The organism is Bradyrhizobium sp. CB3481 (genome assembly GCF_029714305.1).
GTDB lineage: Bacteria > Pseudomonadota > Alphaproteobacteria > Rhizobiales > Xanthobacteraceae > Bradyrhizobium.
Genome location: NZ_CP121647.1, coordinates 6,453,626 through 6,465,978 on the forward strand (window position 1 = coordinate 6,453,626; position 12,353 = coordinate 6,465,978).

Sequence of the window (12,353 nt, forward strand, 5' to 3'; positions counted from 1 at the left end):
CCACAGCAGACGGGCAGTTGCAATGCTTGATGTCTCCTTTCGTTCTTACTGCGGAAATTGGCCTCAGCGGCAGCCGCGCGGGGTTGTCGAACTGCTCAGTCCGACTGGGATAATGCCGGCGCTAATTGCGAACCGCATATAAGGGCGTTCTGACCGTCAACTGATAAGCGGGCTTTGGCGTCCACATGATTTCCGCAGTGACGCCAAACAAGCGATTGTCGTTATCGTCCATATGATCGAGATCGAACCGGACAATCGGTTGCGTGAAGGGCTGAATCGACCCGAGGTTCAGTAGCTGCGCGCCTTCGAATGATTGCACGCCCGCGCGGCCGGTAAATTTCCAATTGTCCGGCCATTGATAATAAGCGCCGATATAGGCGATCGTATTGGGTTTGATCTTGACGAATTTGTTGCCGACTTCTGTGACTGTGTACTGAAATCCGGCGAGGAAACCTCTGGTCTCATCGGAATTGAGAGCGTAGTCGAACTCGATGATGTTATTGAAAGAGGTCGTGCCCAGAGAATCATTGGGGATCGACTGTGTGAGGGTCGATTGCAGCGTTACTGTAGGAAGGGGACCGCCGTTCTGCTGATAAACATCCGCCTGGAAACCGATGTTCCAGCTTGTGATTTGAAAGGACGACCACCCGGCGCCACCGAACTCCGAGGAATTGCCGGAGACGCCGGCATATAGGGAGACGCTGTCGGTGACATCGACCGTTAGTGGGACATCCAGGTTGAGAGATTTCGCTGCTGGCAGGCTAGTCGGAAATGCCGCGCCATTCGATCTCGCCAGCAACAGCGCACTAAATGGCGTTGGACGTCCGAAGCCGAATGCAAGCGAACCCGCCGGAGCTTGCGCGTAGATCGTCCTCAGGTCGAGATAGATCGCCGGCACTGGCGCCTCAACAGTGGCTCCGTTGTCGTTTGCACTGAAGGCCATTCCAGCCTGGAAGATCAATATCGCCGATGATCCGGCCCTCAAGATCGATCTGAAAGCCGAAGACTTGGCGCTGCTGCATAGAGAGACGTCCAAGGCGCGACCCTCTCTAGAGACGATCATCATTCGATGGTGCCACGGTGCGATTGATCTCGACTTGTCCGCTCCTCGACCTCACCCGAAACTCTCGCGGGGTGCAGCCGGAGATCCGACGGAAGGCACGGGCAAAGTGGGCGGGATCGCCGTAGCCCGATGAGAACGCGATATCGATAATCTTGATTTCGGTATGGCCCAGAAGTCTTATCGCGTTGTTGAAGCGGGCCCGCTCGATCAGGCCGGCGTAGGTCATTCCAGCCAGCGAAAGTTTTCGCTGCAGACTTCTGACGCTGAGCCCAACCATCTCGGCCGCCTGCATGATCGAGAGTCCGCCCTCGTCGAGATAGGCGGGCAATGCAAGCTTGAGCACGCTGACGATGTCCGTTCCGATCGGCTGCGGCTCGTTCCTGGACGGCGTTTGCAGAATATCATTTGTCGGATTAGCGAGGCTTACGAGTTCCAACGGCACTTCGATCCACGAGGCCTTCTGACGCGACAGGAAGCGCGTATTCGGCCAGAACGACTGCACTTCGATGCCCGGTGCATAGTTTGCTTCAAACGCAATGACACGCGGTGACCAGTTCGCTCCAGCGAACTGACGGACGATGTGTATGGCGAACATGTTCTGCAGCCACTGGGATATCTCGAGGCGCGGAATACCGTCCGTTCCGATGAGCCTGCTGCAGATATTGATGTTCTCTCCGCACGGCTCCATCCACAGATGGAGGGTCGTGTCTTCAAGCGATGCCAACCGGCACGCGTGCTGCAGCGCGACCAAGAGAGTCGGTGCGTGGCGGACACGTGTCTGCGTGACTTCGCTCAAATGCTCGAATGACGTCAGTTGGGCTGCGCGAAAGGCGAGTTCCGACAAGCCCTGCTTGTCCTGCGCAGCCACCGCAAACTGGACGGCCGGCAGCAAGGGCACGAAGAGATGCGCTTTTTCTTCCAAGGAGGTTGGCAGCTGAAATTTCGCGAGCAGCGACGCCGTGGGGCCGCCGATGTTAGAGTGAAGATCGGCGAAAGGCATGAGAAACTGACAACGAGTTAGCGGAATAACGGTCATTATTACCTTGCCTGCAAATGAACCGCGCAGTGTTCCAGACTAACAGACCGTCAACGCTCTCGCCCTCGCTTGTGGTGCTGCACTGGTATGCGCGGCGACGACTAACTCTCTTCAAACTGTAATTGGCGCCTGATGGCCAGACTCGTCGCCGAAATGCCATTAGCCTCGGCGCATCGGTTTTTCCTTTAGGGAGCATGGGCTTCGCGCCTCATTTCAACCGATGAGAGCAGTCCGCTTGCCTTCGTCGCGGTTGATCCGCGCGGCAATTGTCGCGTCGCTGCGGCATGGTGACGCAACCCTCGATGGTACCGCCCGCGCACTCAAAGTCAGCTCGCGAACTTTGCAACGTCATCTCGCTGTCATGGGCACGAGTCATAGCGAGATGCTTGCAGAGCTTCGCTTAAACATTGCTTGCCGCCTCCTCGCGGAATCAGACAAGCGTCTGTCGGATATCGCCAAATCTCTCGCGTATACCAACGCAAGCAGCTTCAGCCGCACCTTCGCGCGTTTGATGAAAGTTCAACCCGTCATTTACAGACAACAGCAACGCGCCCGTAAGCATAGGATGGCATGCCAGGAGACTCGCGCGATTGATCGCTGATTATTCCCGATGATTGGCGCGAAATGGCAAGACGCGCGATCTGAATTGGCGCGAAATGTTAAGCGAAGAATATTCGAGACGAGGAAGATATTCGAGCGATTTCAAAGGCCATGTGCGCCGGTTCAAAAGAAAAAGCAGCCCAAAAAAGGAGATTAGCCGTGACTTTTCGTTCAGTTCTGATTGCCATTTGTGCCGCCGGCCTGGCAAGCTTCCCCCAATCGCTCCTTGCTCAATCGGCCGCCGAACCAAAGCCTCACGTTCCGCTCGAGAAATCCATTGGCCAGGCGAAGCCGGAAGTGGTGCCCTCCCTCTTTGTCCTCAATTCGCGCGGCGGGAGCCTGAAGGACGGCAAGCTTGTGCTGACGGGCGTTTCGCCCAATGCGATCGTGTTTGCGGATCGGCCCGTTCGCGCAGCCGGCCATGATCTCACGTCTCGCATCGTCGAGGATTGGGGCAGCGGCAGCGACAACTTCGCGAAGGACCCGCCAAACGCCACCGTGTCCGGATTCAAGAAAGACGGATCGTCGGTGGCCGACGCTGTGGTCGTGCTTAAATCGCCGAGGCTTGAAGGCGACAAGCTGACCTTCGACGTCGACGTGTTGGAAGGCGACCTCGCGGGCGCCGATGGACCGGCCTCGGTCTTTATCGACATCATCGGGCGGCCGTTCACGCCGCTGTCCTTTGCCGGGGTCGCCCGGCGGACGGCCTGGCGCGGCGCTTTCTATCGTGGTGCCGCCTATGCGGGAGCGGCGGCCGCCGTCGGAGCCGCGGCCTATCCGTACTACGCGCCCCGATGCGGATACTATCCCTATCCGCCCTGCTATTGAGCCGCGCGGACCAGACGGCATTGTAGCGGCCGCTACCGCTGCCACTGTTCTTGCAACCTGTCATTGATAAAAATCAAGGTGTCCTTGACGGGCTATGCCCGAGTCTGAAGTCGCCGCCGTCATTGAGAGTTTGTTTCAGGAAAGGAAATATAATGAACATCACCCGTCGATCGCTCGCCTTTGGTGGAATGGGGCTGCTGGCAGGAGCGGCCGCAACACGATCGGCCCTCGCCCAGGATTCGTTCCTTGGTATCGGTCAAGGTCTGGAGGATTTCTGGCTCGCGAGCGACGCCTACATCTTCGGCTATCCACTGGTGACGATGGAGATGACCCGACGGATTATCACCAACGTCGCCGAACCCGTTGGTACGCGCGGGCCGATGGGCCAGATGATCAAGCTGCGCCAGTATCCAGACGCCTCATTCAGGGACGTCACGGCGCCGAACGCAGACACCCTCTACACGACGTCGTTTTTCGACGTCGGAAAAGAACCTTGGGTCCTCAGCATACCCGACATGAAGGGCCGCTATTTCCTGATGCCGATGCTAGATGGCTGGACGACGGTGTTCCACGTGCCAGGTAAGCGCACCACCGGCACCGGCGCACAGACCTACGCCATCACCGGACCGGGCTGGAAGGGCACGCTGCCGGACGGCGTGAAGGAGTACAAGTCGGCCACCAACATCGTCTGGCTGCTCGGCCGCATCTATTGCACGGGCACGCCGGAGGATTACGCGGCCGTCCACAAGCTGCAGGACGAGTGCAAGCTCGTTCCGCTCAGCGCCTACGGCAAGCCGTACACGCCGCCTCCGGGCAAGGTCGATCCGTCGATCGATATGAAAACGGCGGTGCGCGAGCAGGTCAACCGCTTGGACGCGGTGTCGTATTTCAAGCTGCTCTGCGAGCTCATGAAAACAAATCCGCCGTACGCCGCAGATGCGCCTCAGCTTGCCAAGTTCGCGCGCATTGGCATCGTTCCTGGACAGGATTTTGACGAAAGCAAGCTTAAGGCGGACTTCCTCAAGCGCCTGCCGGAGACGTCCTTCGACAGGATCATGCTCCAGTTCAAGATCAACAAGGCCATCCACGACGAGAACGGCTTTGCCTTCACGACGAAAACCGGCATCTACGGCACCGACTATCTGATGCGGGCTCTGGTTACCGCGATCGGCCTCGGCGCCAACCGTCCGCAGGATGCGGTCTATCCGACTTCGCAGAAGGATGCGGAGGGCCACAAGTACAATGGCGCGAACAAGTATGTGATGCGGTTTCCCAAGGGCCACCTGCCTCCCGCCGAAGGATTCTGGTCGCTCACCATGTACGACAGCGGCTACTTCTTTGTGAACAATCCGCTCAACCGATACTCGATAAGCGCGCGTGAGAGCCTGAAGGAAAATCCGGACGGCTCGACCGATCTCTACATTCAGAAGGACTCGCCGGGTAAAGACAAGGAATCCAACTGGCTTCCGGCCCCTCCCGGCGATTTTATCCTCATGCTGCGCATGTACTGGCCGCAGGAGACAGACCCGTCGATCATCAACGGCACGTGGACGGTTCCTGCCGCCAAGAAGGTCGGTTGATAATTTGCCTTCATGCCGGCCCTTGGATCTGGGCCGGCATGAAGGCTGACGATGCGGCTGGCCGAAGACTTAAACCACCTTCGCTCCTGCCGCCCTGGCGAGGGCACATGGAAGCCGCCATGGACCGCAGCCATTGGAAACTCTGCCCCGAGTGACCGCGATGCTTATTATCCTGACGCTCTATGTTGTCGTGGTGTGGCTCGTCTTCTCGAAACTCCAGCTGGCCAAATGGAGCTGGGGCACCGGGACCGTGGCGGTGCTGATCGGCGCGTTCATCCTCGCGGTATTCCTGGCGATGTTCAATTACCTAACTCCGTCGGGAAGCTTCATCGTGATTTCCCGCGTTCTGGAAGTCACGCCCAATGTCTCCGGCCAGGTGGTCGAGATACCAGTCAAGCCGAACGAACCGGTGAGGGCCGGGGCTGTCCTGTTCCGGATCGATCCAGCGCCGTTCCAGTACAAGGCCAGTCAGCTCGAGGCGTCGCTCGCTCAGGCACAACAACAGGTCAGGCAACTTGCGGCCAACTACGAGCAGGCAACTGCGAATGTCGAGGGGCTGGCCAAGCAACTCGCCTATCACACGCAGCGGCTTGCCGATTATCGCAAGCTCGTCGGTGAGCAGGCGCAAACCGAGTTTCGCGTACAAGACACGCAGGTTCAATACGAGACGGTAGAGTTCCAACTTCAGGCGGCCAAGGCCGCACAGTTGAACGCGCGGCTCGCCATGCAGTCGGAGATCGGTGGCGTTAATACGACCGTCGCTCAAATCCAGGCCCAGCTCGACAATGCCAAATGGGAGCTTGACCAGACGACCATCCGGGCCCCTTCCGACGGTACCGTTACGGTGATGGCCCTGACCGTCGGCGACCGCGCCCTGCAGGCGCGCTCAGTGATGTCGTTCATCGTCGCCAACGAAATCGCCATCGTAGGCATGTTCTCGCCGAACGGCTTCCGCACCATCAAGCCCGGCGCCCGGGTAAAGCTGGTGTTCGACGACGACCCCGGCCGTATTCACGAGGCGGCTATTGCGGAGATCCCGCAGGGTGTCGGGCAAGGCCAGATTGCCACCTCGGGGACATTGGCACGGGTGGGGTCGATTGGCGGCGTTAAAGCCTATCCCGCGGTAATTTCCATACCGAAGGACATCGACCGCAGCCAGCTCAGGCTCGGGATGCCCGGAACCGCCACCGTGTTTGCAGAGAACGCCGGCGTCATTGGCTTGCTCATGTCGATCCTGGTCTGGATCAGCTCTTATACGGCTTATCTTTAACAGTCTTCGTCGATGAACATGGTCGATGGGGGCCCATTTCCAATTTTCGGGCTGGTAATCTTCAACTGGCTAACCTCGGGTTTGAGCTGATGTTACCGGATACTCCATCGATTAGTCAGCTCTCCCTTGTTATTTCGCAGGCGGCCGCACCTGCGTTTCTTCTTGGTGCTCTGGCAGCCTTCATCGCTGTGCTGATCGCCCGCCTGAACAGGATCATTGATCGATCGATTTACCTGAACGGAATCCCCGACGAAGATTCGGTCAGGTGCCGGCTCAAGGCAGATTTGCCGCGTCTTGCCCGACGCGCCGCCATGATGAACCGCGCGATCTTCTGGTCCGTAGCGGCGAGCATCTCGATAAGCATCGTCATCGTCGTTGGGTTCGTGAGTGCGTTCTTTCACATTCAGCATGAGCGCGGCGTTGCTATCCTGTTCATTGTCGCCGTTGCAGCATTTACCGTGTCGTTGGTGGACTTTGCGCGGGAAGTCCGTATTGCACTGAGCGAGTTCGATCATTACGGCTAGGACTGCGTCTCGGCGGATGCCGAGCGCTGAGCTATTCCGGATCATTGGCGTGAAATGGCAAGACTCCTCCCTCCGAACTGGCCGAAAATGCTAGGAGTGCGTGCCGAATTGGTTGCCACGCTCCTTGAGGAGCCGCCGCTTGTCGCCAACTGATCGCAATTTGCGTCGCCGATCACGCCGGCATAACCGTTTCGCGACACGCTCAAAAATGCTGGAGGGGGTTATGTGGATCGTTGATGGTAGGAGACAGGGACAGTCCAGCAGACAGGGGACAACAAAATCCGGAGCTCGCCTGACATTCAGACCCTCGGTCATTGCCATGGTGATGGTGATGGCATCATCGTCGACTGCGGCCGTCCATGCCGACGAAGGCGGCGTTTCATATTGGCTTCCCGGCCGCTTCAGTAGCCTTGCGGCGACCCCTCAGGTCCCCGGTTGGTCGATGGCGGAGGTTTACTATCACACAAGCGTAAGTGCCTTTGGCACCGCAGCGGCCGCTAGGGAAATCCACGTCGGCAGAATCCCCGCCACGGTCAATGTCGACCTGAACTTGCGTTTGAATGCGCAGGCGGATCTCGTGTTTCTCAACCCGACTTACACATTCGCGACGCCAGTCCTGGGCGGCCAACTCGCCATCGGCGTGATCGGACTGTTCGGGCGATCGAGTGCAGATCTTGCCGGTACGCTGACAGCGGCCGTCGGCCCGCTGGCGGTAACGCGCACAGGTAGTTTTGGGGATTCGATCACCTCAATCGGTGATCTGTACCCGCAGGCGACGCTGAAGTGGAACGCTGGCGTGCACAATTTCATGACCTACGTCACGGGAGACATTCCCGTTGGGGCGTACAGCCCGACCCGCCTCGCCAATCTCGGCATCGGTCACGCCGCGATCGACGCCGGCGGCGGGTACACCTACTTCAATCCGCAAACAGGGCATGAGTTTTCGGCAGTCGCTGGTTTCACCTACAATTTCAAGAATCAGGATACGCAATACCAGAACGGCATCGACTTCCATATCGACTGGGGTGCCTCCCAGTTTCTATCCAAGCAGACTTTCGTTGGCCTTGTGGGTTATGCCTATCAGCAGGTCAGCGATGACTCTGGCCAACATCCTGCCCTAGGCGGCTTCCGGTCGCGGGTGCTCGGCATCGGTCCTCAGGTTGGCTTCCTATTTCCCGTTGGCGACATGCAGGGTTACTTGAATCTGAAAGCGTATGGTGAGTTTGCCGCCGAGAACCGCCCCGCCGGTTGGAACACCTGGCTGACGTTCTCGCTCTCTCCCATGGCGCCCGCCAGGACGGTGCCGGCAACGCGGCGACTAACTACGAAATAGCCACGCGTCACTTTGCGCGTGGTCCAACGTGTATTAGCGAGAATTGGGGACGGTCGTTAGCCGAATAAACTTGGCGTGCCGACGAGGAAACGTCCGCTTCCAGGACTGGAACAGACGTGGCAAGGCAAGGCCCCCATTTTCGGCTTTTGGCCCTTTTGCGACCTCAGGAGATATCCGCTTTTCCGCTGCTGTTGGAAGTTGAGCGGACATCAGGCGGCCAGCCGCTAGTATACGGCCTAGAACTCGACGCACAGGACTGGATTATGGTCTCGCTGCGCGCCGCGCCCCTCACCCGGATTGCACGGGACGATGCTTCGCACCGGCCGGCGCAATTTGCCAGGCGCAATCCGTCCTCTCCGCGCCGGTCGGACTATCGCATATGACCTGCCGTGTATCTGCGCAGACGCATCCACACGTCATGCCCGGGCTTGTCCCGGCCATCCACGACCTTTCCAGCACCACAAAGAACGTGGATGCCCGGGACAAGCCCGGGCATGACGAGTTTGTGGCGGCCAGGGGATGAAAGCAATCTGCATATGCGATTGGGCCTATCCTCTCGGGCACCGCTCTGGCGATCAACTCTGAACGCTTTCCAGCGGTGAAGAACTGGTTCGGCGCGATGCGCACGCACCCTGTGTTTGTCGCCGATGCAAAACGCACCGCTGCGTTCCTGAAGGACCTCAGGCATCTGACGCACGAGCGCAGGCGGCTGTTCTGGAGCGGAGACCGGCTGGAATGGCTGATCTCGCGCGGATTTTTACGGGTGGCTCGTGGGTGAAATCGATGCCGGCCGCGCGGTGTTTCCTGGGTAGGTCGGCAGCTTCGTTCCATTCAATTTTAGACAATCACGCTATCGAGAATTCAACTTCCGCAGGTATCACGGCGGCATGACGGTCGCCCTTCGCCAGCAGTTGCGCCAACAGGCGTTTCCGAATGTTTCATTCGGGCCATTCCGCTTTTTCGAGGCGATGCCTTGGCTGGTGCTGGCCGCGTCGATGCGTGTGATCGCGTTCAACAATCCCTTGATCGCCATCCCTGCCATCATCTTTGCCAGTATCGCCGTGCTGCATGCCTTTCTCGTGGTGACGCAGCGCTCGATCGAGCTGGCGCAGGGCCAGACCAGCCTCGGCGCCCTCACCTTCACCGAGCAATCGCGTTTGACGCGCGCGATCCTGTGGCGGATCGGCCTGTTGATGATCGGCGCGACGACGGCCATTGCGGCTGCCGGCTATACCTCCGTCGCGCCCCATCTGATGCAGGGGCTCGACGGTATGGCATTCGATCAGTTCGGCGACATCGGCAAGTTCTGGAGCGCCGTCGTCGCATTGCTGACCCTGCTCATGATCGTCGATGCCGAGCAGAACCGTGGGCGCGTCAGCTTCCGAAGGGCTGTCGAAGAGCTTGCACGGCGAAGCCTCTGGCTCGGCGTTGCCGTCATCGCGCTGGGCGTCATCTATCTGGGCCTGGGCTTCGGCCAGGGATTGATCCGAAACGCGCTCTGGCAATTCTACCAGGCGTCGCTGCTCCACCCATTGATCAAGAACCTGATCTTCTTCGTATTCATCTTCAGCTTTGCGATGCTGCGGCTGTGGGTGACGCTGCTGGTCCTGACCTGGGGATTGAAGCGATCGTACCTGCGTGGCTAGTTTAGAAATAAGCCGCCAGCCCGCCACCGGAACCCGAACCCAGACTGCTCTGGATCGACGCCGCCGAACGGTAGCTCGCAACGATCCTGTTGGCATAATCCTCGGTGAAGCCGAGAACGCTGCGCTCCTCGGGGCTCATTTTCGAATATTGCTGCAGCAGCGCCAGGCTGCTGGCCTTTATGCCGTCGCCGCCAAATGCGTTCACCAGGCTGCTTCGGGTGCGCTGGTTGAGTTCTGCTTTCGCAGCACCGGCCTCCTGCGCTGAGAATGACGCATCACGGTTCAACGCCATGGTCGCGAGGGTTCGGTTGTCGAAGTCGGTGAAATCCACTTGTTGCCCGGTCTGCCTGCCGCCGTCGAAGACCAGGTCCTTGCCGTTGTCCCTGGCGTTACCAGCCTGCGCGTCGAGCATCGCCCGCGCGTTGGTTGCCAGCGTGTCCGGACTTGAATCCGTGGCGGGCGAGGTTTGCGTTCGCGCCTTGTCGAGCAGCGCCCTCACCGGATCGGCGTCGTTGCCGGTGACGGGGGCCTTGCCGAAGCTTGCCCTGGCTGCCGCCAGGCCCTCCAGCACCGCCTGCTTTTGATCCTGCCAGGCCAACGTTGCCTTCTCGTCGCTGCCGGCCTGATCGAGATAATCCGACGCCGCGGCGTAAAGGCCTGCGTAGTCCCCGGTGTGCCGGGCAATCACGACATAGGGCGACATGGCGTCGTTGAAACGCGACTGCAACGTCCTGGTCGCGGCCGTCACCTCGTCCTTTGAGAACTGGCCGTTCGCATTGTCAGAGATCACCGACAAGGTCGCGCGGGTCTGCCCGGAAAAGTCGACGGCGACCTGCCCGTCGAGCATCGCCGATGACGTTCCGAGCGCAACATATTGCTGGTCGAACCAGGCACGCGCCCGCGTGGTGAGGGTTGCGACCGACGGCTGATCGCTTTCCGCCGCCGTCCGCGCCAGATAGGCCTTGGCCTCGTCGGACAGGGTGACCGAGGTCGACGATGAGGACGGGGACGTGCTGGTGCTGTCGGCCGGTGGAGAACTGGCTTTCGACGCCGTGCTGCCTGCCCCATAAGCATTGCCGGCATAGCTGAGATAGGAGGCTGCGTTTGATCCAACCGAGATCGACACGAGAGCCTCCGCGGCACGATTAAAGTGACTAGCGACTAATGGATAAACATGGTTAACGCCGCGTTAACGGCCGGCGCATGCCTTCCTCTTTGCATCCTTTGCGTGCAGGGCGACACGACTGCGGGCTTCACGCCGCCGACGTCTCTTCGGGCAGGCCGTAGACCCGTGCAGCCTTCGCAAACCCTGCGACTGGAAACTCGCCGAGATCGCTCCACCCTCCCCGGCAGATGCCGGCGAAGCCTTCCGACGCCACGATCGTGCGTTTGGTCTGGCTGGCGATCTTTTCCAGGCGGGCGGCCAGGTTCACCGCGGGCCCGATGCAGGTGAAGTCGAGCCGGTTGCCGCCGCCAATATTGCCGTAGAGAATTCGGCCGACATGCAGCGCGACGCCGAAGCGAAACCGCTCTACCGCGTCGCCTACGGGGTATTGCAGGTCGGCAATGTTGGCGCGGCTCTCGTGCGCCGCCTCCAGGACGTGCGAGCAGACCTGCTGCTCATCGCCGACATATTCGTCGATCGGAAACACCGCGAGCAGCCCGTCGCCCATGTATTTCAAGACGTCGCCGCCATGCTTCTTGATCGCGGCGACCTGACAATCGAAATACTGGTTGAGAATGTCGACAACGGTCTCGGCCGGCAGCCGGTCCGACAGCGCGGTGAAGCCGCGCAAGTCCGAAAGCCAGATCGCGGCATTCATCGTCTCGGTGTGGCCGCGCCTGATCTGCCCGCCCATGATCCGCTCGCCGGCGCTGTTGCCGACATAGGTGTCGAGCAGGCTCGCGGCCATGCGATTCAGGCTGAGGATCTCAACCACCCGCGCCAGCGGCTTGGCGAGGCTCCGCAGCGCCGCCAATTGTTCCTCGGTGAACCCGCCCGGCTGCTTGGTCGTCCAGCTCGACGCATTCACCGTGCCGCCGATGAAGGGCAGCGGCAGTGCGACATAATCCGTGACGCCTTCGGCGCGCAGTTCCTCGATAATCGGAAAACGCTTGCTGACGGGATCGTCAACACGGGCTCGGACTTCCACCCCCTGCTGGAACACAATGATCAGCGGGCTGGTGTGAAAATCCGGTGACTCCAGGATGTGGTAGTCGACCGAGCCCATCTCGACTTCGGCGCCCGGCTTCCAGATGAAACTGCGGCCGTAGATTTCGGGATGCAGCGTGCGGACGAACACGCCGACACGCCACAGCGGCAGGCCGGCGGCCACCATTCGCTCGCAGCACTCGGCCATGAACTTTGGCGGGCTGGTCGCGGATCGGCCGCCGTCAATCAGCCAGTCGTTCAGCTTCTGCAGCTCTGCAATATTCATGGCGCAGGTATTTGCCGCGCAACTACGCGAAAGGT

Annotated in this window: 12 protein-coding genes; 8 read left to right on the top strand and 4 right to left on the bottom strand. The window is 59.8% G+C overall.

Going from position 1 to position 12,353, the window contains the following annotated elements; all coding sequences use genetic code 11:
- Positions 1-121: 121 nt before the first annotated feature.
- On the bottom strand, positions 122-1,066 hold the full coding sequence (locus tag QA643_RS31290; RefSeq protein WP_349253244.1) for a hypothetical protein: 945 nt from the start codon (positions 1,064-1,066) through the stop codon (positions 122-124).
- Positions 1,050-2,099, bottom strand: coding sequence for a helix-turn-helix transcriptional regulator (locus tag QA643_RS31295; RefSeq protein WP_283029519.1), 1,050 nt, complete (start codon positions 2,097-2,099; stop codon positions 1,050-1,052). The genes QA643_RS31290 and QA643_RS31295 overlap by 17 nt, the downstream gene beginning before the upstream one ends.
- Positions 2,100-2,460: 361 nt before the next feature.
- On the opposite strand from QA643_RS31295, the gene QA643_RS31300 reads away from it, so the two are divergent.
- The 8 genes from QA643_RS31300 (at position 2,461) to QA643_RS31335 (ending at position 9,880) form a co-directional block, all read left to right on the top strand.
- On the top strand, positions 2,461-2,700 hold the full coding sequence (locus QA643_RS31300) for an AraC family transcriptional regulator (RefSeq protein ID WP_283034983.1): 240 nt from the start codon (positions 2,461-2,463) through the stop codon (positions 2,698-2,700).
- Between the two features lie 110 nt (positions 2,701-2,810).
- The gene (locus QA643_RS31305; protein WP_283029520.1) at positions 2,811-3,527 is read left to right on the top strand and encodes a hypothetical protein; all 717 of its coding nucleotides are present in this window, start codon (positions 2,811-2,813) and stop codon (positions 3,525-3,527) included.
- Positions 3,528-3,679: 152 nt separating this feature from the next.
- Entirely contained in the window at positions 3,680-5,107 is a 1,428-nt protein-coding gene (locus tag QA643_RS31310; protein ID WP_283034984.1) for a DUF1254 domain-containing protein, read from the top strand.
- A gap of 160 nt (positions 5,108-5,267) precedes the next feature.
- Positions 5,268-6,377, top strand: coding sequence for a biotin/lipoyl-binding protein (locus tag QA643_RS31315; RefSeq protein ID WP_283029521.1), 1,110 nt, complete (start codon positions 5,268-5,270; stop codon positions 6,375-6,377).
- Positions 6,378-6,466: 89 nt separating this feature from the next.
- The gene (locus QA643_RS31320; RefSeq protein WP_283029522.1) at positions 6,467-6,901 is read left to right on the top strand and encodes a DUF2721 domain-containing protein; all 435 of its coding nucleotides are present in this window, start codon (positions 6,467-6,469) and stop codon (positions 6,899-6,901) included.
- Between the two features lie 319 nt (positions 6,902-7,220).
- On the top strand, positions 7,221-8,234 hold the full coding sequence (locus QA643_RS31325) for a transporter (protein WP_283034985.1): 1,014 nt from the start codon (positions 7,221-7,223) through the stop codon (positions 8,232-8,234).
- A 598-nt stretch (positions 8,235-8,832) separates the two neighbouring features.
- The gene (locus QA643_RS31330) at positions 8,833-9,012 is read left to right on the top strand and encodes a hypothetical protein (protein ID WP_283029523.1); all 180 of its coding nucleotides are present in this window, start codon (positions 8,833-8,835) and stop codon (positions 9,010-9,012) included.
- 109 nt (positions 9,013-9,121) lie between these two features.
- Positions 9,122-9,880 carry a hypothetical protein gene (locus tag QA643_RS31335; RefSeq protein ID WP_283029524.1) on the top strand — a complete coding sequence of 253 codons (759 nt, stop codon included), beginning with the start codon at positions 9,122-9,124 and terminating at the stop codon, positions 9,878-9,880.
- A gap of 1 nt (position 9,881) precedes the next feature.
- Here the strand turns inward: QA643_RS31335 and QA643_RS31340 are convergent, their stop codons facing one another.
- Positions 9,882-11,006, bottom strand: a complete 1,125-nt coding sequence (locus tag QA643_RS31340) for a hypothetical protein (protein ID WP_283029525.1) — start codon at positions 11,004-11,006, stop codon at positions 9,882-9,884.
- A gap of 127 nt (positions 11,007-11,133) precedes the next feature.
- A complete protein-coding gene (locus tag QA643_RS31345; protein WP_283029526.1) occupies positions 11,134-12,318 on the bottom strand; it encodes an adenylate/guanylate cyclase domain-containing protein in 1,185 nt (394 codons plus the stop codon).
- Positions 12,319-12,353: the final 35 nt, after the last annotated feature.

Bases quoted from the DNA above. Each gene is read 5' to 3' on its own strand.
- QA643_RS31290 (WP_349253244.1), bottom strand. From the start codon at position 1,066: ATGATGATCGTCTCTAGAGAGGGTCGCGCCTTGGACGTCTCTCTATGC.
- QA643_RS31295 (WP_283029519.1), bottom strand. From the start codon at position 2,099: ATGACCGTTATTCCGCTAACTCGTTGTCAGTTTCTCATGCCTTTCGCC.
- QA643_RS31300 (WP_283034983.1), top strand. From the start codon at position 2,461: ATGGGCACGAGTCATAGCGAGATGCTTGCAGAGCTTCGCTTAAACATT.
- QA643_RS31305 (WP_283029520.1), top strand. From the start codon at position 2,811: ATGTGCGCCGGTTCAAAAGAAAAAGCAGCCCAAAAAAGGAGATTAGCC.
- QA643_RS31310 (WP_283034984.1), top strand. From the start codon at position 3,680: ATGAACATCACCCGTCGATCGCTCGCCTTTGGTGGAATGGGGCTGCTG.
- QA643_RS31315 (WP_283029521.1), top strand. From the start codon at position 5,268: ATGCTTATTATCCTGACGCTCTATGTTGTCGTGGTGTGGCTCGTCTTC.
- QA643_RS31320 (WP_283029522.1), top strand. From the start codon at position 6,467: ATGTTACCGGATACTCCATCGATTAGTCAGCTCTCCCTTGTTATTTCG.
- QA643_RS31325 (WP_283034985.1), top strand. From the start codon at position 7,221: ATGGTGATGGTGATGGCATCATCGTCGACTGCGGCCGTCCATGCCGAC.
- QA643_RS31335 (WP_283029524.1), top strand. From the start codon at position 9,122: ATGACGGTCGCCCTTCGCCAGCAGTTGCGCCAACAGGCGTTTCCGAAT.
- QA643_RS31345 (WP_283029526.1), bottom strand. From the start codon at position 12,318: ATGAATATTGCAGAGCTGCAGAAGCTGAACGACTGGCTGATTGACGGC.